Here is a 20122-nt window from a genome sequence, read left to right on the forward strand (position 1 = left end):
TTCTGTATCGAACGCGACCTTAGAAGGTTGTGAATACGTTACGACTTGTTGCTAATACTTTAAGCAATGCGCGATAAATATCAAGAGTCGATAGAAGTGAAGTTACATTTATCTTTATATTTTTATTATAAATGTAGGGGGAAGGAGTCATTCATTTTCTAGTGATTAAGGCGGTTTGTAAGGTTAATAAAAAGCCAGCATTAAGCTGGCTTATTTAGTCTCTATTATTGGCTTTATCGATTATTGAGTACTTGATTATAACGCTCAAAGGCAGCGTCTAAATCGGCAATTAAGTCATCGACATTTTCAAGACCAATATGTAAACGAATTAATGGTTTACTGCTGTCCCACTGAGTTGCAGTACGTAGCTTATCAATGCCAAATACGCCAAGAATTAAACTTTCAAATCCACCCCATGAAAAGCCCATTTTAAAGTGCTGCATATTTTCAACAAAGGCGGTGATAGAGCGCACGTCACCTTGTTTTAATACAAATGAAAATAAACCGTTTGAGGCACTAAAGTCACGTTTAAAGAACTCATGACCAGGGCATGATTCAAATGCTGGGTGTCGCAGGTGATCGACCTCTGGGCGAGTCGCCAACCAATTAGCGACTTTAAGGGCATTTTGCTCATGCTGGGCTAAGCGAATACCTAACGTTCTCAGTCCACGACTTGCAAGATATACGTCATCGGGAGAAGTACATTGGCCTAGCAAGTAGCTATTTTCACGCAGTTGTTCCCAATGCTGTGCATTTGCGGTTGCTGTTCCCATCATCACATCGGAGTGACCGACAATGTATTTAGTCGCGGCTTGAATCGAGATATCGACGCCCATTTCAAAAGGGCGGGAATTAATGGGGGAGGCCCAGGTATTGTCGAGCATCACAACGATATCGTGCTGGTGGGCTATGCGGCTGAGTGTCGGTACATCTTGAATTTCCATGGTGATAGAACCTGGAGATTCAAGAAATAGCACTTTGGTATTAGGCTGAATAAGTGCTTCAATACCTGCGCCAATCATTGGGTCGTAATAAGTGGTTTCAATGCCATAGCCTGCCAGTAGCTTATTACAAAGATCGCGGGTCGGTTCATAGGCACTATCAACCATTAACAGATGATCGCCAGCCTTTAAAAACGATAATAAGCTGTTGCTGATGGCTGCACTGCCTGATGGATATAATGCAGTACCCACGCCGCCTTCGAGTTCTGCAATTGCAGCTTGGAACGCAAAGTGAGTTGGGCCACCACGTCGCCCATAAAACATTTCGCCGTTAGCTTTATTTTTAGCTGCAAAACGCATGTCTTCAATGGTATCAAACACCATGGTTGATGCGCGGTAAACTGGCGGGTTAATCACCCCTTGAGTCCATTTTTTATCACGGCCTAGACTGACTATTTGTGTTTCTTTTTTCATAGGGTGAATTCCATCAGTTTTATTTTTAGCCATCTTAACATCTAAACGGCTAAATGGAAGTGTCAATATGTTCAGCTTCTCAAATGCCAGCATTAGCCACTTTGGTTACCGATGATAACCTGATCCACTGACACTGGATTTGGGTGTTATCGTCAGTCGCTCTTTTCATTATGGCTGTAATCCAAAAATGCTAAAACGCTTAAGCCGACGTTTTGGTAATAGGCAGACTAATCGTGATTTTCACCCCATTGATCTCAGCTTGTTTATCTTGGGTATTACGCGCGATGATTTTTCCATGGTGAAATTGGCAAATTAATCTCGCAATATAAAGCCCTAAGCCAAGGTGAGGTTTATCTTGGGCTTTTTGCGCTCTAACCGACACCATAGACTCGAAGATCTGCTCTGCCATATTTTCGGGTAAAGCTGGTCCTTGGTTACACACACTGAGCTCGGCAGACTTGCCTTTTAGGTTGAGCGACACCTCAATCGGTGTATTGTTATGGCTAAACTCAAGTGCATTGGCGATGAGTTTGTCCATCAGCTGCGCAATGTACTCGGGCACTCCTTTTACAGGGATATTCTCTTGTGTGATATCGAGTGTAAAAGTTTGCTCCGGGTAGGTCATTTGATAGCCTTGCATGCAACCACTGATGACTTTCTCTAAAGGAAATACAGTTTGCTCTGCATGAGAGAGGCTCTCTTCTAAACGGGTTGCTTCGCTCATATTATTTAAGATCATATTGAGGCGATTAACCCCTTCTTGTGCCCGATCAACATATTTACGGCTATCAGGGTTTAACTCTTGCAGTCCTAAGTGCTCAAGCGATGATCGCACCACGGCTACAGGGGTTCTTAACTCATGAGACAAGCGTGAAGACATATTTTCTAAATAATGAGTGTACTGACTTAAGCGGCTAACAATACTGGCAAAACTTCTTGAGAGGTCGCCAATTTCATCGCGTACTTTAGAGCCCTGGATTTCATTTTTAATCCGCCCTTGGCTATCAATTGCTTGCTCAGCTTCATCGCGCAGTTTACGTATACGGCTTGAAATATTCGAGGCGAAGAAAAATAGCGCTAAGGTGCCCATACTCATGATGGTTAAGATCACGTTGAACAACTTTTCTAAAGCTTTGTTTCTGAGCGTGCGAATACCATGGGTGGTTTCTTCTGCAATCACCACGCCCATCACTTTGTCGTCAATCCAAATAGGGCTTGCAGCGGCAAGTACCACGGCTTTGCTATCGGGAGTGAGGCGCCAAGTTGAGCCTTGCTGACCATTGAGCGCTTTGGTGATATGACTGCCTTGAAGCACCGTAGAGTCTTGTAAGGAATCAATAAAGTCTTTGGCGGGGATGGTCAGTATTTTGTAGTACAGTGGGCGTAAGTATTCTTGCTTAAACTTACCCCAGCCGGAATTATCTTCTTTATCAATCGATGAACGTGACCATACGCTGTTATCTGAGCGAATATCGCCAGACTTTGCCAATACGCGGCCGTGTTTATCAACGACCCAAATACGTGAGCTATTATGGCTCATGCCTTTAATAATGCTTTCTATCTCTGGTGATGGTACCAATACAGTACCGAGCTTACTGACATCATCGATGGCAGAGGTACCGACAACGGCATCAAGAGCGCGAGTTTTGCTATCGTTTACATCGTAAACAGCAAAGCCAAGCTTGCTACCGACCATATTAAGCGGGATACGTAGCTCAACATTATAACCTTGTTTGCTTCTAGTCCACTTACCTTGGATTTTAACTTCAGGGGTAACCGGTTTTGATAGCCCCGGATCTTCGGGTAACTCAAACGCACTTATCCAACCATCTTGAGTTGTCGCCACAATATAGCGACGAAACTGGCCATCGGGCGCGAGGGTGGCAATGGCAATATGATCGTTTCTATCTATGCTTAGGCTGTTTTTACCACGATAGATAACGTTAGGATCTGTGACTTCAAAGAATGCATATAGGTAGCCAGCGTATTTGCCCACCATATGAGTGAAGCTCATCTGTAGAGGCTGGGACTCATCGCGTTTATAGATTTGGTTATCGACGCCATAGTTAAGTGTGCGGTGGCGATAACTGTTCCAATCGTTGAGCTTGCCATCGAGTTGAATCGGGCCTGATAGCGGATAGGCATACAAGTCACGGCCTTTTTCTACCTGTGTTAAAAAGCTGGCTTGGCTATCAAACAGCTTTGGTCGCTCATGTAGGGCTGTTGCCAAGGCTTGGGTGGTGCCTTCCAATGTTTTTTCTTGGCCGTGGCGCAGGTATTTTTCCATTTCCCATACGTACTGGTACCCAAGCCAAGGTAGGCAGAGTAAGAAAAGCGATAACACTGCGACTTTAGTGCGCAGACCTATGGGAAAATTAAACATGGTGTAACCAATACCTAAATGATGATATTACTCAGCGAACTGATTATTTGAGCTCGAAACTTAATAATTAACTGTGGGAATCCCAGCGATAACCCATTCCATACACGGTATCGATACAATCGAACTGTGGATCCTGTGCGATAAACTTTTTACGTATACGCTTTACATGGGAGGTAATGGTAGAGTCGTCAACAAAAATCTTAGCTTCTTGCATCAACTCTTGGCGTTGGCGCACATGACCCGGGCGTTTAGCTAACGCGTGAACCATCCAAAATTCAGTCACAGTGAGTTCAATTTGTACGCCATTCCAAAACACTTGCATACGATTTACGTCAATCGTTAATAAACCATGTTCAACAATATGGCTCTCATCACTGCTGACATTTTTTAAATCTGAGCGTCTAAATAAAGCTGCTAGACGTGCAATAAGGTGAGGGAAGCTAACATCTTTACTTAGGTAGTCATCGGCGCCAAGGCGCAGACCACATACTGTGTCAAAGTCACTATCGCGAGCTGTTAAGAAGATAATTGGTAAAGTACTCGACATGGCTCTGAGTGACTGACAAAGGGTAAAGCCACCATCAATCTCATTTTCTAAGCCAATGTCAATAATCGCCAAATCGGGTAAGCGGGTATTAAATGCTTGCATGGCCTGCGGACGGTTAGCATAAGCTTGCACACAGTAGCCCTGTTGCTGCAATACCTCTTTGTAGTTCTCTCTAATCGCCGCTTCATCTTCGACTATAGCAATTCGTTTCATGATGTCTTTACTTGCACCTTATCTGTCTAATGGGTTGTGACTATACAGCAAAATACTTGGGTTTGAAGTCGTGAACCGTGATTGCCATTTTGTTGCCACAATTGACCCTGAAATCGCCTTTTTTGCTCCCCTTAAAAGCCATTTCAATCAGTTTAAATACAGTCATCGAAACAACAGCACTTAACAAACTTAATTTAGCGACCGGTTATGACCATTCGCAATTAAATCAATATCTCAAGGGGAACACCATGAAAAAGCAACTTATCTCTACTCTCATTATTGGCGCATTAGTATTTTCAACCCAAGCTACAGCTGAGCAAAGTGTTGAAGTTGAAAGTAGCAGTAATAACGAAGAACTGATTGGTCTTACATCTGGCATTGTACTTGGCGCGGTAGTCGGGGGACCTGTTGGTGCCATTATCGGCGCTTTCACCGGTACCTTAGTGGGGAAGTCTGTTGGAGATGACGATGCCTTAAAAAGTCAGCAAGCTATGTTAGATGAAAAAGAGCAGCAGCTGATTGCTCTTAATCAGCAGAATGAGTCGCTGGTTGAGCTATCAGATCAGTATGAGCAAGCGCAGCAACAATTAACTAATTTAAAAATGGCCCAAGAGCAGAAGTTAACGGAATTGGCATTAGGGTTAAATATCCAGTTTAAAACCGGCTCTTCAACTATTGAGCCACATTTTCAGAGTCAGCTAAATGATATTGCTTATGCAATGTCATTATCGCCAGAGTTAACGCTGGACTTAACCGGCTACGCCGACCGTCGAGGAGATGGCGATTACAACCAAGCTTTGTCAGAGCAACGCGTTGCTGAAGTGAAAAGCTATTTGATTGAACAGGGTGTTACTGAGCAGCGCTTACATAATCAAGCATTCGGTGATTCATTGCCATTAATGGCGGAGCAAAGCTTTGAGAATGATTTCTTTGATCGCCGAGTGACCCTAAAGCTACAAAATCAAGATGGCTCGTTAGCGGCATTTTCTGCCAAGTAACCGCAAAGGATTGCTAAACACTGAGTTGATTCATTGAGAGCAGAGTTGGCTCAGTGCGCAGCAGATAGCTGACAAGGATTAGGGAGTAAAGATGACTGGGTTGTTTACACTTAAGGCAAAAGAGCCTTTAGCCTCCAACACCATGTTAAAAAGAGCGCCGATAACATTATCGATGTTGTGTTTATTGTTCGCAGCAAATGTGTCGGCGTTGGCAACAACACCAGAGGCTATAGAAGACACAACTACAGCTGTGAATGGTGTAATAGCCAAGCCGTTTAGCTTAGATCAAATTAAACAAGGCAGCTTAGTGTTTGAGAATGCGCAAGGTGAATTGAGCCTGGCATTACCACTGCAGACTAAAGTGAGCATGCATGTTTCTGGTTGGACAAACCGTGTGGCTGTGCGTCATGAATTTAGCAATCCTTCGGCTCAATGGGTTAATGGTCAATATATTTTTCCATTACCGAATGAAGCGGCGGTTGACACGCTTAAGCTTTATATCGGCGATAGAGTGATAGAAGGGCAGATCCAACCAAAGAAAAAAGCCAAAGCCATGTTTGAACAAGCTAAAGCTCAAGGCAAGAAGGCCAGCTTACTTGAGCAAAAACGGGCAAATATTTTTAAAGCTGAGGTGGCAAACCTTGGACCGAATGAAAAATTTATTGTTGAGCTTAGCTATCAAGAAACCCTTGATTATAGAGATGGCGAGTTTAGTTTGCGTTTTCCTATGGTTATAGCCCCAAGGTATACGCCTGAGCAAACGGAGCTTAATAGCCAAGATCACGCTAAGCTTAATGAAGCACAGGCGCTGAGCCAACAAATCATGAAGCAGATCCGGCCTGAGGAGTATCAGCAATATGTTGCGGGGCAGGCAAATACTGACAGTTTGTCTGATCGGAGCTTACATCAACAGGTTGCGGCAATTGGGGAAGTCACCAGAAGTCGTGATACTGAAAATGCAGATAGCGAAAATACTTATACCGAGAACACAGATAGCGAAAATACTGTTGCTATTGAGGTTTTGTTTGATGCGGCAATGGCGGTTGAGAACATCGTCAGCCCTTATCATAGCGTAAGCATTAATATGGTGGAAGATGCCGCCGCTAAGGTGACATTGTTGCACGATGTTAAAGCTAACCGTGACTTTGTGCTCACCTGGCAGCCCTTGCAAGCCAGCGAACCTACTGCAGCTGTATTTACTCAGCAAGGTAAAACTCACCAAGTGCCTCAAACCGATACTCCTGCAAAAGCACCATTCGTTAGCGGTAAGTTAATTAGTGGGGAAGGGGTTAGTAGCGAAGCAGAGCCAAAGGCAAAAAATCAGCCGCAACAACAGGAACAAGATAAGTACGCATTAGTGATGTTAATGCCGCCACAAGCAGGTGATAAAACATACTTATCGACCCCTAGAGAGTTAATTTTGGTGATTGATACATCAGGTTCTATGTCAGGTGATGCCATTATTCAGGCAAAATCTGCACTAAAGCATGCGCTGGCGGGCTTAAAAGCCCAAGACAGTTTTAATATTTTGCAATTTAACTCTGGAGTGTCTAAATGGTCTGAGAAAGCCATGCCTGCCACAGCTGCCAACATTGGCGCTGCTCAAAGCTATATTAATGCTTTACAAGCCAATGGTGGCACAGAAATAGCCTTAGCGCTTGATGCCGCGTTAGAACAACAGAGCCTGTTAAGTCACAGTTCACATCATTCTGTAAAAGAGCAAACTCTTAGGCAAGTTCTGTTTATTACTGATGGCGCAGTGGCAAATGAATCAATGTTATTTACCCAAATCGAAGAGCAATTAGCGGACAGTCGCTTGTTCACCATTGGCATAGGCTCTGCGCCTAACGCGCATTTTATGCAGCGGGCGGCCGAATTAGGGCGAGGGACTTATACCTACATAGGTAAGCTTGATGAAGTGAATCACAAAATGGTTAAGTTACTTGAGAAAATTGAAAAGCCACAAGTGACAGATGTCGAGCTTAAGTTTAGTGATGGCAGTATTCCTGATTATTGGCCTGTAAGGATCCCCGATCTATATGCCCATGAACCTATTTTAGTTGCGGTTCGCATTCCTAGCTTTGTGGATGATGATTTGCTTATTCAAGGATTTTTAGCCGGGCAATTTTGGCAGCATCGCTTACCGCTGGACAGCAAAGGCGGGGCAAAAGGTTTAGATCTGGTTTGGGCAAGAAAACAGATTGCCGCGTTGGAGTTAAGTAAACAAGGAGCGAATAAAGCACGGATAGAAAAGCAAATTACGGCGATTGCAATGAACTTTCATATCATGAGTGCCTATACAAGTTTGGTTGCGGTAGACATCACCCCGGTTAAACCACAAGGCGAAGTGGCACTAGGTGCTCAAGTAAAGCAACATTTACCCCACGGCTGGCATAGTAATTTGCAGGGGGGAACGCAAACACTGCCGCAAACGGGGACCAATAGTTATGTGTTACTGATTTTTGGCAGCATGCTCATATTACTAGCGGGTTTGTATCGCTTGTCTTTTTACCGAAGTGAAAATGCATCAATGTAAATTATTAAGCTGACAAAGAGTTGATGGAATTTGGATAATCGACGAGAACACTTATGCAAAAGATAGATGTACTTAACTCGTTTACAGGTTTGGCAGACAAGAGAAAAAGCCAAAGTAAAGGTCATTATTTTCACCGATTGGTGGCAGGATTATTACTTTTCGTTGGTATCGGACTATTTGTACAAGGCGGATATATGCAAGCTAAGGCACATTTTGCCCAATTTTTAATACAGCAAGCATGGCAGAAAACATTACTCGATAGAAAGCCTCATAAACCTTGGTCTTGGGCTGATACTCATCCTGTGGCAAAACTAGACTTTTTAGCTGCAACAATAAGCAACACTTCAGCTATTCATGCTGAGCGTGAAGGTAGCAGTTTGTATGTGCTTTCGGGAGCATCAGGGCGTAACTTAGCATTTGGACCGGCGCTAATGTTATCGTCAGCCAATATTAATAGCCGCGGTAATACGGTCATTGCAGGCCATCGAGATACCCACTTCGCTCGACTAAATGGGATTACAATAGGCCAGCTTATTCGGTTGCAAGGTGTCTCTGGTAAAAGTTTACTTTATAAAGTAACCGCAGCAAAAATAACGCACGAATCAGACATTAATGTGATTCAAGATGGCGGTGAGGTGACGTTAACCTTGGTAACATGTTATCCGTTTGGTGCTGAATTCTCTGGTGGGCCGCTGCGTTATATTGTTCAGGCGAAACCGATCAATTAGTGCTAATTAAGTGTTTGCACAGATGGTGTCACAAACACTCAAAGAGGTTAGATTGGCATGACTCGATTTCGGCCTAATCGTTTTGCCTCGTATAGTTGCTTGTCGGCTCGTTCGATAAGTGTGTTGACGCTATCTTTTAAAATAAATTCAGCAACGCCGAAAGAGGCATTGATATTATTAATGTTATCGCCTTTACGTTTGTCTTTTACAACGAGCTTTTCAAGGCTTCTACGCATTGACTCTGCTAGCTGACGAGCACGTCTTAATTGGCTATTAGGAACAATTAAAGCGAACTCTTCACCACCAAATCGATACAGTTTAGTACCATTTTGGCAGGCCTCGTTTAAACGTTTAGTTACCGATTTTAATACTTGATCACCGAGCTGGTGGCCATAGGTGTCATTGAAAACTTTGAAATGATCGATATCAGCGATGATGAGGCAAAGCCCATCAGGATGTTGTTCAAGGATAGCTTGAAGGTCTTTATTAAAAGCGCGGCGGTTTAACGAGCCTGTTAATGCATCGAAATGAATTTCATGTTCAGTTTTTATTAACTGTGCTTTTAATGCATCAATTTCTGATTGAGCTTTGGCTAGTTGCTCTGAGAAATGTTGCGCACTGACCCGGATCTCATTGGAGTCATTCACGAGGCTTTTGACAACAGTAAGAACTTCTTCAATAGTAAAGCCTTCGTTTTCAATTTTATTCAGCTTAATGTGATTACTATCGATCTTACTTTTAAAGAGGTTAGCATCTAAATTTGTGTCTTTAATGGACTGAGATAATTCAGTCACCATAGCATCCAAGTTTTGCCGCATATCGATAACATCGAGCTCAACTGGATCAGATAGAAACTCTTGATATAGCCGCTCACTTTGGCTCGGTGGACAGGTGTTATATTGGCTAACAACGGTATCTAAATGTTTATTTAGCATGGGAGATTGAGCGCCGACATAGGCGTACCACAGCGCGTAATTTGTTGGAGTTGTGGGTATTTGATACTTCAACATTAACGGAATCGCTTGTTTAAGCTTAGATGCGGATTCCTTGAGTAGAGGAGTTGCCATGTTTTACAGCCTTATTACTTACCAATTAGCGCTCAGTTGAGTAGACCCAGAGCTGAGATTTGCTCATTATGCACTTTATTCATTAATTTTATTATGTTTTTTAACAACATAAAACTCTAAATAGCATAATTGGCTATTAAACAAACGATAATAGTAGGATTAAATTGCTTGGATTTGATTGTAAATAGTATCGGTAAAGCGATGGGCTAAAATAATGGGGTACATTAGAAAGAGTTGTCGCAAAGACTGGCTCTGCGACTAGAATTGATAACTGACTGACAGCATTGGGCCGGTAAAACTGTAGTAGATATTATAATCAGCAAGCTTTATATCTGCATCGGTAAAAGTAGACGTATATTCAACATCAACTTCATAATAGTTAAATGCTGCTGTCATATGCCAGTTTTCACTAATCTCAGCCTCAACACCAAGGCGAATATCGACTAAGCCGCCTTTAAGGTCGTCGAGCTTTATATAAAAATACTGGGCGTGGCCGTTTAGTTTAAATCGAGGGTAAAACTCGTAAGCGCCATAAACACCGATATCTGGCAAAGGAGCTGATAACTTCTCATCAACCACTTTAGGAATATCGATGGTATCTGGACAACGGTTCTCCGTACCAGAATCGCATATACCTATTTTCCCTTTAAAAGCCGTTTTAATAAACATGGCATGTAAACCAACTGAAAGACCAACATCGTAATTATGACCTTGCCAAATATCATAACCATAACCAATTCGCATAATATCGATATTCAGCGTGGTATCTAGTGAGATCCCTGATTTGATATCGTAAGTCGTGTCATCCCAGGTGAATTGAAATGGCTTTTCCACAGACTGAACTGCGGCATTACGGTGCAACTGTTTCCAGTCAACATATAAAGTATGACGGTCGTTAAAGTGATGAGAAAACTCAAAGAATGGCAAAAATTGTGATTCTTCTAGTTTTAGATCAGATTCAAAATCGAGTGCAAAAGCGTTGCCTAAGATGGGATCATTTACATCTATGGTAGAGTCTGTATTTGCATAAAAGCCTCCAATACGGATAACAGTATTGTTATCTGCATAAGTCATAGGGCTTGCAATTAAAACGAGTGTAGCTATACCGCGAATGATGAAACTTTTAAGCATTAAAAGTCACTCCGTCGTTCTTATTTTTATGTGTTTAAATCAGTAACGCTTTTTATTGTTCGAGCTCTAGCATAGCAGGATCTAACTTTTTGTGAACGAATTGTTTCAAAAAGTTACATTTAGTTTGATCTAATGCAATTTAATGACGTTTGGCTCACTTTTTCTAGTTGAAGTGGGTATGTTACTAGTGAGTATGTCTTAGCTAGGTTCCTACTTTGCATATTCCATTTATGGTAGTGAAATAGGCTGACTAGTCGCCAATATGGAGTGTAGAGTATAAATGCAGAATAATGTTATTAACGCTAGACGAAATAACCCAATATAAGTTTTTTGGCTTTAAATCAAAGGCTAGAGAGCCTCCCTCTCTAGAATAGATAGCTAAATAGATTCAATTAATCGAGGGAGAGTATTTTTGTAATATTGGATAGGCTGAGGCGAATGAGCCTATAACTAAAATAATTTTGGGATTAGAATCATGGCCCAAGTTAGCCCGCAAAACGCGAGGCTCATAAAGACTGCAGCAGAGGCAATATCTTTTGCTCGACCACTTAATGGGTGATGCTCATCGCTAATTCTATCAACAACGGCTTCTATGGCTGAATTAATTAACTCAACAATTAATACCATAAACAAACCTAGGATAAGCAATACTCGTTCAACGGTTGAGGCATCAATAAGTAGTGCTATAGGTAGCATTATTACGGCTAATGTTACTTCTTGCCTAAAGGCGGCTTCATGTTGCCAAGCTAACTTTAACCCTTGTATCGAAAATCCAGTAGCTTTAATAACGCGTTGTATACCTTGGTTGTTAGCAGGTTTCATAGTGTTCCATGGTGTAATTTTGCCATTCGAGAGAGGTCGATAGGCAATGAATAGGAGTGCAAGGATTATAGCATGAACATTTTTAGGATAAATGCTGTGTGTGGTATCTGGTCTTTATTGCTCCCTGGACTTTTCATGTTGACATAAGCTTGGCACCTTAGGCCAAATATGCCTAGACTTAGCGAATGCTGCACAGGATGTGTCAGCCAAATTATCTAGCAGGGAGCATCCATATGATAATTAGAACAATGCAGTTTTTATTCATTAGCCTTATTTTGTCTCTGAGTTTATTTGGTGCAGCGATTGCTGAAGTAGACTCGAAGTCTACAACTAAGCCATTAATTCAATTGGCGACAACCGCTCCCCAATCCATACAAAATATTTCAGATTACCTAATTAGTGAAAAGCTAGATGGCGTAAGAGGTTATTGGGATGGTAAAAACCTTTACAGCCGATCTGGCAGAAAGATTGCGGCGCCAGATTGGTTTGTTCAGCACTTCCCAAAATATCCATTAGACGGTGAACTTTGGATAAAGCGCGGAGCGTTTGAGCAAGTATCTGCCATCATCCGGAAAACTAAAGCGGCTGATTCTGAGTGGAGCAGGGTTTTATTTATGGTATTCGACTTACCAGCAGAGACTACTCCTTTTGCAGAGCGCTATGACAAAGCTGTTAATGAACTAACCGGTATTAGCGCCTATTTGCAGGTGATTAAGCAATATTCGCTCACAACAATTGGCGTATTGGATACTGATCTACACGCCATTATTGATTTAGGCGGTGAAGGGTTGATGTTACATAAAAAGACCGCACTTTATCAGGCTGGACGTTCTCAAGATATTGTTAAGCTAAAACCCTTTTATGATGCTGAAGCTGTGGTTATCGCTCACAATGAAGGTAAAGGGAAGTTTAGTGGCATGCTAGGCGCCCTAGTTGTTGAAAATCAAGATGGCAAAGTATTTAAGTTAGGTAGTGGCTTAAGTCACGAGCAAAGGCTTAATCCGCCAAAGATAGGTAGTTGGGTCACTTATAAATACTACGGTCTTACGCAAAAGGGGACACCAAGGTTTGCCAGCTTTTTAAGAGTGAGAACAGCTCAATAGTACGTAGTTGAAAATGTAGATGAAATTGTTGATTATGAATCTGGGCTAACTGAATACAGTACATAAATAGGTTTAATTATAATAAAAAGGCTCGAGATTATAGCCTCGAGCCTAAAATATTTAAGCGATGAACAATTATAGAACTTGTAATACTTGATCAATTGGCAAACGAGACTTTGGCAGTGTAGCGTTATAGTCTTCAGCGCTGTGGTGATAACCCATGGCTAGTGCAACACCGCACTCATAACCATCAAGTTCTTCTTTAAATATTTCACCAATTAACTCACTATCAACGCCTTCCATAGTGGTTGAGTCGATGCCTAGGCGTGCAAGTACGTGTAAGGTGTTACCCAATGCTAAGTAAGTCTGAGCTTTAGTCCATGCCGCATTGTTGCCGTTTTCATCGGTGTTAAGGTCAACGAAGGCAAATGCACCAAAAGCTTGCTCTCGTTCATCAGCGGTTGAACGTTTATCTTCAATGCCTTTATCAACCACTTTGGCGTAATCTTCACGGCTATATTTTGGATTGTGAGCAAACAAAACAATATGCGAGGCCGCTTTAATGTGCGGTTGATTGAATTGGAACTTATTAGCAAAGGTGTCGTGCATACGCTGTTTTGCTTCATCGCTTTCAATCACAATAAATTTCCATGGTTGTGAGTTGATAGACGATGCAGAAAGATTCATTGCTTGATAAATAACATCAAGATCTGCTTGAGGAATACGCTTAGAAGCATCATAGCGTTTTGCTGTGTAACGGCTTTCAAGATCAGCAATAATAGGGTGAGTCATAATCTTTTCCTAATGTAGAGCGGCAGTACTTATTTAACAGTTGCCGCTATGCTACCTGTATCTGTGTATTTGAAAAATAGTGTTTTAGTTGAATGATTATCAAGATTCTGTTGATAATAGTATTATTGATATAATAGTGAATAATAGAGTTACATCTTCAGTTTAGTTTGAAGGTGTATTCACTTTAGACTACAAGTGGATTAATCAACATAGCAGACAAGGCAATATGCGGCTGAGTGTGTCGTCACGCTATTGAGAGGTATTTGATTTATTTGTGTAGAGTGCAAACAACATTGAATTTAGAAATTAAATGCCTAATCTCATTGCTTGATTGATGCATTATATAAATAGTTAATGAGGGATGTATGCCGTCAAAAATTAAGTCTGTTCTATTTGTATGTATGGGCAATATTTGCCGCTCTCCATCTGCAGAAGCGATGTTTAGAGCAAAAGCTTCTGCAGCGAAGCTTGATATTGGGATTGATTCTGCAGGGACGATTGCCTATCACCAAGGAAACGCTCCCGATAAACGCTCTATTGCGGCGGGCGTTAAACGTGGTTTGAACTTTAACGGCATGCAAGCCAGACAGGTGACTCAGACTGATTTTAGTGACTTTGATTTAATTCTTGCTGCGGATGAGCAAAACCTGCAGGACTTAAAGCGAATTTGCCCTGCGCAGTATCAAGCAAAGCTGGCGCTCATGTTAGATTTTTGTGCTTTTGGAGAACATGATGCTATTTATACGGAGGTGCCAGATCCCTATTATGGAGAAGGGGATGGTTTTGAGCTTGTTTTAGACTTACTCGAAAATAGCTGTGATGGGCTTATTAGCCGCATACAAAGTGGGCAGTTGTGATCTCTGATGAGAATAGTTTGTTGCTGGGGTTTATTTCTTGATGAGAATAAATAGGCGGGAGTTAATATAAAAGCGCTCTATATGAGCGCTTTTATATAAATAATCAGCTATTAGCTAAAGCGTTTACCTGAGCGCTTAAGGCGTTCTTGTTCTTTACGTGCTTCCTCTTTAGCTTGTTTTTCAGCAAGTAGTTTTGCTACTTCAATCTTTTCAATTTCAGCCATTTCAGGCGTTTCAAGTGACAACTGACCAATTCGTCCTGCGCGGAAGTCATGTAGCAATACTTCAGATGCTTTATGCAAATCGATACGTCCACCAGGGCGAAGTGCACCGCGGTTACGGCCAATCGCTTCAAGTAACTCAATATCTGTATTTGGCATCTGCTTGATTTTATAACGCTCAGCAATTGCTTCTGGATAAGCTGTTAGGAAATATTCAGCTGCAAACATCGCTACATCTTCGTACTCCATCGCGGTATCTTTAATCGCGCCTGTTACAGCTAGGCGATAGCTACTTTTTTCATTATCAACTTTTGGCCACAAAATACCTGGGGTATCAGAAAGCACAATACCATTTTTTAAATTAATACGTTGCTGGGTCTTAGTGACCGCAGGCTCGTTACCGGTTTTAGCTATCATTCTGCCGGCTAGAGTATTAATAATGGTAGATTTACCGACGTTCGGGATCCCCATAATCATAGTTCGAATATCTTTTTCGATTTTGTCACGACCGGGCACAAATTTACGGCATAAGTCAGGGATTTTTTTGACTTGTCCAGCTTGTAATGTGGTAATCGCCATTGCTCTTACCCCTTGCTCTTGCTCAAGGTATTCAATCCAAGCTTGGGTCGTTTCTGGGTCGGCTAAGTCGGATTTATTCAGTAGTTTGATACATGGCTTATCTCCACGGAGTGTTTGCACCATAGGGTTTTCACTACTGTAAGGGATCCTTGCGTCAAGCACTTCTATCACCAAATCGACTTGAGGCATGACCTCTTCGATCTCTTTTCGTGCTTTGTGCATGTGTCCTGGATACCACTGAATTGCCATGTGTGTGCTCTACTATCAAATTACATAATTAAAGGGATTTTACCTTGTAACGCTTAAGTTTAACAAACAAAAAGCGCCCTAAGGCGCTTATTGGGCTGTTATTCAGTGCTAATGCGGCTAAATAACCCCTAATTCACGTAAGCGTTCCATCAAATAACTGTCGGCAGTATATTTATCTGACAGTTTAACCTCGGGGTTTGGGTGTAAAAATAGCGGTAAAGAAATTCGCGATTTAGTTTTATCCATTCCTTGTGGGTTGATCACTCTATGGCTGGTTGATGGGAAATAGCCGTTCGATGCTTCTTGCAGCATATCGCCGATATTAATAATCAAGTTGCCAAAATCACTTGGCACATCAATCCAATTGCCATCTTTTAATTGCACCTGCAATCCCGGTTCATTGGCTGCTGGTAATACAGTTAGTAGATTAATATCTTCATGCGCTGCCGCGCGGATAGCGCCAGGCTCTTCATTACCGGACATTGGTGGGTAATGTAAAACACGTAGTAAGGTCTTTTGGCTGTCTTCAATCATCTTGGGCAATGCGATTGAAAACTTCTGTTTTACATCTGCTGGAGAATATTGCTCAACCCATTCAAGTAGTTCTGTAGCTAGAGTGTTAGCGTCATCATAATATTTAAGAATATTATCCCTCAAAGAGTCAGGGATACGTCCCCATGGATAAACATGAAAATATTCTTTGATATCTTTTACGCTGTGGCCTTTTGCGGTCTCAGAGATTTCAGCTGGAAAGAAACCATCTTGAGTTTCTGGGTTAAAAAGGTAAGCCTGCTTTGCTTCGGTAATGAAAAAGCTATGCCACTCTTTATAAATATCTTCAACAAGGTCTTTATTGATAGGGTGGTTACTTAATACACCAAAACCAGTCTCTCTTAATGAGGATACAAACTTTTCTGCTGCATCTTGTGCGCGATAATCGATCGTTTCTAATGTCATCTTGATTCTTCTTATTATTAAACCCCGAGCAAGTTTAGCGGTGCAAAACACCGTGCGCAAACCTAAGTGACCTTGATCACACTGGTTATTGTTCGGTGTATCGAAAAAGCTTCTGTTACAAGGTAATAATTATCTAAATTTTAGCGACTTAAGCGATAACATTAGCATGAAAAATAATCATAAATATTGCGTCATTTTGTTGGTGATTTAAACCAATACTGAGCCGGTGAAGTAGACTTGAGTCTATGATGTTAGCTAAAAGCTCAAGTGAAGACTGCATACTAAGAATTAAAGTCAAAGACTTAAGTTAACAGCCAATCTTAACTACGATAAGCTATTAAGTAATCTTGAAAGCTTTTATGGACGTATAGGGTCTACTGTATAGCGTTATTCGTCATCTATGCCAACGAGCGAGTTTATAGATGATTAAGAGTGACTTAATGAGATAAAGGTTTAATTAGCAAAATAGCTAGACAGTATAAGGGGCTGAGATTTTGATGCGTAAACTCACTGAATTTGAAAAGCACGTCATTGAGCAAAAAGGCACCGAGCGTCCTTTTAGTGGCGAATATAATCAACATGATGCCAACGGCGTTTATTGTTGTAAAAAGTGTGACGCTCCGCTTTACCGTTCAGACAGTAAATTTAATGCTCACTGTGGTTGGCCTGCGTTTGATGATGAAATTGCCGGGGCGGTAAAACGTAATATTGATGCAGATGGTAGACGAGTTGAAATCGTGTGTAGCCAATGCGATGGTCACTTAGGACATGTGTTTGAGGGCGAGTTTTTAACACCGAAAAATGTCAGGCATTGTGTTAACTCTGTATCAATGACCTTCAAAAGTGCTGATGAGCTTGACTGTCAGAGTAACAAATTAGCCGTTGCGACATTGGGTGGTGGCTGTTTTTGGTGTATTGAAGCTGTATTTTCGGCAATCAAAGGCGTCGAAAAGGTGACGTCCGGATACGCTGGAGGCGATGCTGCTGATGCTAATTACAGAGCGGTATGTAGCGGTGAAACTGCGCATGCTGAAGTGGTACAGATAGAATTTGATCCCGAGCAGGTGAGCTTTGAGAGTTTGCTTGAGGTGTTTTGGGTGAGCCACGATCCTACGACGTTAAATAGGCAGGGTAATGACCGAGGGCCGCAATACCGTTCGGTGATTTTTATCCATGATGAAGAGCAAGCATTAATTGCCAATAGTATGATTGCCGATCTCACAAAAGTTGCAGCTTGGCCGGATCCTATTGTGACAGAGGTTGTTGCTTATGATGGCTTCTTTGCTGCAGAAAATTACCATAATGATTACTTTGAACTTAATGGTGAGCAACCTTATTGTCAGATGGTGGTTAAGCCAAAAGTCGATAAGGTTAAAGCACTATTTGCTGATAAGTTGAAATAATTGGTGCAGATAGATAATAAAAAAGACAGGCACAGCCTGTCTTTTTTGATTGTTAAAACGGAATACTATTTATGAGTCAAGCTTATCGTCAGCCACTTTATAATGTGGATCTTCGATTAAGTTAACTTCAACTAAATCACCTGCTTTAGCCAGCAGCTCTTTACAGTCATTACTTAGATGACGTAAATGTAAACGCTTTCCGCTACCTACATAACGTTCAGCAAGGGTATCAATTGCATCAAGAGCCGAGTGGTCGCATACGCGAGAGTTTTGGAAATCAACAATCACGTCTTGTGGATCGCTTTTAGCGTCAAATAGCTCTAAGAATTCAGCAACTGAACCAAAGAATAGTGGGCCATTTAGCTTATACACTTTCCAGCCGTTTTGATCTTCGCTGACTTCAACGTTAATGTGCTTTGCGTGTTCCCAAGCAAACACAAGTGCAGACACGATAACACCGACAAATACTGCAAAAGCAAGGTCAGTAAACACTGTGACTATCGTTACTAACACAATCACAAATGCATCGTGCTTAGGGACTTTGCGCATCACTTTAAAGCTAGCCCATTCAAACGTACCTAATACCACCATAAACATCACACCAACAAGTGCTGCCAGTGGGATCATTTCAATCAGCGATGAGCCAAATAAGATAAAGGCAAGCAGGGCAACCGCTGCTGTAATACCTGATAAGCGCCCACGGCCACCGGAATTAATGTTGATCATCGATTGACCAATCATGGCACAGCCACCCATAGCGCCAAAGAAGCCACTGGTGATGTTACCCACGCCTTGACCAATACATTCTTTGTTACCGCGACCACGAGTACCTGTCATTTCATCGATAACCGTTAATGTTAGTAACGATTCAATTAAGCCTACTGCAGCTAAAATTAACGAGTATGGCAGAATGATGTATAAGGTTTCTAAGCTGAACTCTACCGCAGGTATTGAGAATGTCGGTAGGCTACCTGCTATCGTAGCATTGTCGTTACCGCTCATTGATTTTAGAAAATCTAAAACAGTACGAGTATCTAGGTTTAAGAAAGTAACAAGTAGAGTTACAGTCAAAATTGCTGCAAGTGAAGAGGGGATTGCGGTCGTTAGCTTAGGCAAGAACTGAATAATGGCCATGGTTAAAGCAACAAGTCCTAGCATAAGGATTAGTTGATCTTGCGGTAGCCAGTTCATTACACCATTTGCATCTGGCGTTTGAAATTGTCCTAACTGAGCAAGGAAGATAACAATAGCTAGGCCATTAACAAAACCTATCATTACTGGATAAGGCACAATACGGATAAACTTGCCGAGTTTAAATACACCAGCAGAGACTTGAATTAGACCTGCTAGGACAACTGCGGCAAATAAGTATTGCACCCCATGCTCTGCAACCAGAGCAACCATAACAACGGCCATGGCACCAGTGGCACCAGAAATCATACCAGGTCGCCCGCCAATTAATGCAGTGATTAGACCCATGATAAATGCAGCGTATAAGCCAACCATAGGTTCTACGCCAGCAACAAATGCAAAAGCGACGGCTTCAGGAACCAATGCAAGGGCTACGGTAAGACCTGAAAGTAAGTCAGCTCTATGGCTGGCTGTTTTGTGACGAATAAGATCGAACATTTAGCCTCTGTTAAATATATGTGTTGGTGTTAATAATAATTTGCCGCGAATACTAACAAAATTGCGGCAGTTTGAACATAAAAAAGCCATGCCCAGAGGCATGGCTTTTAGCTGCAACAGTTAACTTAAATTAAGTACGAACTGTTTCAGAGTTTGCAGTGTTAGCCGTTCTAGGCTTTGCTGCTTCAGTAGTTGAAGCTTCATATTGGCGACCGGTAGGTGTTGCAATATTCTCTCTGCTTTCAACTGTTGGTTTAGTCGTTTCTGACATCACCATAGAGCCGAAGCGGCTTGCTGGCTTAGCGGCAGGCTTAGTCTCAACAACTGCTTCTGGCGCTGCTACTGGTGTAGCTTCAACCACAGCGACTGGAGCTGATTGAATCGCTGCAGGTTTTGCCATTGGCGCAGAGGCTGATTTTGCAGCTGGAGCTTCGGCTTTCACTTCAACAGGCGCTGCAACTTTAGCTTCAATAACTGGCTCAGCTTTCACTT

At 41.9% G+C, this 20122-nt stretch carries 16 protein-coding genes and 1 pseudogene; 6 read left to right on the forward strand and 11 right to left on the reverse strand.

Annotated features, from left to right (window positions below):
- Positions 1-233: 233 nt before the first annotated feature.
- The 3 genes from AB4298_RS19945 to pdsR form a co-directional block, all read right to left on the reverse strand.
- Entirely contained in the window at positions 234-1415 is a 1182-nt protein-coding gene (locus tag AB4298_RS19945; protein WP_371988107.1) for a cystathionine beta-lyase, read from the reverse strand.
- Positions 1416-1614: 199 nt separating this feature from the next.
- Positions 1615-3798 (reverse strand): proteobacterial dedicated sortase system histidine kinase, encoded by a 2184-nt coding sequence (pdsS, locus tag AB4298_RS19950; RefSeq protein ID WP_371988108.1) that lies wholly within the window; start codon positions 3796-3798, stop codon positions 1615-1617.
- A 67-nt stretch (positions 3799-3865) separates the two neighbouring features.
- A complete protein-coding gene (gene pdsR / locus AB4298_RS19955) occupies positions 3866-4558 on the reverse strand; it encodes a proteobacterial dedicated sortase system response regulator (protein WP_371988109.1) in 693 nt (230 codons plus the stop codon).
- Between the two features lie 248 nt (positions 4559-4806).
- Between pdsR and pdsO the strand changes: the two genes are divergently transcribed.
- The 3 genes from pdsO (at position 4807) to AB4298_RS19970 (ending at position 8820) form a co-directional block, all read left to right on the forward strand.
- Positions 4807-5556 carry a sortase-associated OmpA-like protein PdsO gene (pdsO, locus tag AB4298_RS19960; protein ID WP_371988110.1) on the forward strand — a complete coding sequence of 250 codons (750 nt, stop codon included), beginning with the start codon at positions 4807-4809 and terminating at the stop codon, positions 5554-5556.
- A gap of 91 nt (positions 5557-5647) precedes the next feature.
- Positions 5648-8092, forward strand: a complete 2445-nt coding sequence (locus AB4298_RS19965) for a marine proteobacterial sortase target protein (RefSeq protein WP_371988111.1) — start codon at positions 5648-5650, stop codon at positions 8090-8092.
- Between the two features lie 53 nt (positions 8093-8145).
- Positions 8146-8820: a class GN sortase gene (locus AB4298_RS19970; protein WP_371988112.1), complete on the forward strand. Its 675-nt coding sequence runs from the start codon at positions 8146-8148 to the stop codon at positions 8818-8820.
- 47 nt (positions 8821-8867) lie between these two features.
- Here the strand turns inward: AB4298_RS19970 and AB4298_RS19975 are convergent, their stop codons facing one another.
- The 3 genes from AB4298_RS19975 to AB4298_RS19985 form a co-directional block, all read right to left on the reverse strand.
- Entirely contained in the window at positions 8868-9887 is a 1020-nt protein-coding gene (locus AB4298_RS19975; protein ID WP_371988114.1) for a diguanylate cyclase domain-containing protein, read from the reverse strand.
- Between the two features lie 258 nt (positions 9888-10145).
- Entirely contained in the window at positions 10146-11018 is an 873-nt protein-coding gene (locus AB4298_RS19980; protein ID WP_371988115.1) for a hypothetical protein, read from the reverse strand.
- Positions 11019-11468: 450 nt separating this feature from the next.
- Positions 11469-11840: a diacylglycerol kinase gene (locus AB4298_RS19985; protein WP_371988116.1), complete on the reverse strand. Its 372-nt coding sequence runs from the start codon at positions 11838-11840 to the stop codon at positions 11469-11471.
- Positions 11841-12073: 233 nt separating this feature from the next.
- On the opposite strand from AB4298_RS19985, the gene AB4298_RS19990 reads away from it, so the two are divergent.
- Entirely contained in the window at positions 12074-12943 is an 870-nt protein-coding gene (locus AB4298_RS19990; RefSeq protein ID WP_371988117.1) for a DNA ligase, read from the forward strand.
- A 135-nt stretch (positions 12944-13078) separates the two neighbouring features.
- Here the strand turns inward: AB4298_RS19990 and AB4298_RS19995 are convergent, their stop codons facing one another.
- Complete coding sequence (locus tag AB4298_RS19995) at positions 13079-13735, reverse strand: NAD(P)H-dependent oxidoreductase (protein WP_371988119.1); 657 nt, start codon at positions 13733-13735, stop codon at positions 13079-13081.
- 365 nt (positions 13736-14100) lie between these two features.
- Between AB4298_RS19995 and AB4298_RS20000 the strand changes: the two genes are divergently transcribed.
- Positions 14101-14592 carry a low molecular weight protein-tyrosine-phosphatase gene (locus AB4298_RS20000; RefSeq protein WP_371988120.1) on the forward strand — a complete coding sequence of 164 codons (492 nt, stop codon included), beginning with the start codon at positions 14101-14103 and terminating at the stop codon, positions 14590-14592.
- A gap of 110 nt (positions 14593-14702) precedes the next feature.
- Here the strand turns inward: AB4298_RS20000 and ylqF are convergent, their stop codons facing one another.
- Positions 14703-15641, reverse strand: coding sequence for a ribosome biogenesis GTPase YlqF (ylqF, locus tag AB4298_RS20005; protein WP_220780182.1), 939 nt, complete (start codon positions 15639-15641; stop codon positions 14703-14705).
- A gap of 117 nt (positions 15642-15758) precedes the next feature.
- Positions 15759-16598, reverse strand: coding sequence for an isopenicillin N synthase family dioxygenase (locus tag AB4298_RS20010; RefSeq protein WP_371988122.1), 840 nt, complete (start codon positions 16596-16598; stop codon positions 15759-15761).
- 497 nt (positions 16599-17095) lie between these two features.
- On the opposite strand from AB4298_RS20010, the gene AB4298_RS20015 reads away from it, so the two are divergent.
- On the forward strand, positions 17096-18001 hold the full coding sequence (locus AB4298_RS20015) for a bifunctional methionine sulfoxide reductase B/A protein (protein ID WP_371988123.1): 906 nt from the start codon (positions 17096-17098) through the stop codon (positions 17999-18001).
- A gap of 69 nt (positions 18002-18070) precedes the next feature.
- On the opposite strand, the gene AB4298_RS20020 is transcribed toward AB4298_RS20015, so the two are convergent.
- Both AB4298_RS20020 and AB4298_RS20025 read right to left on the reverse strand, forming a co-directional pair.
- Entirely contained in the window at positions 18071-19630 is a 1560-nt protein-coding gene (locus AB4298_RS20020; protein WP_371988124.1) for a SulP family inorganic anion transporter, read from the reverse strand.
- A 130-nt stretch (positions 19631-19760) separates the two neighbouring features.
- A pseudogene (locus tag AB4298_RS20025) lies at positions 19761-20122 on the reverse strand (ribonuclease E); the annotation flags it as partial.

Source organism: Shewanella sp. 10N.261.52.F9 (assembly GCF_041471165.1).
GTDB classification, from domain to species: Bacteria; Pseudomonadota; Gammaproteobacteria; order Enterobacterales; family Shewanellaceae; genus Shewanella; species Shewanella marinintestina.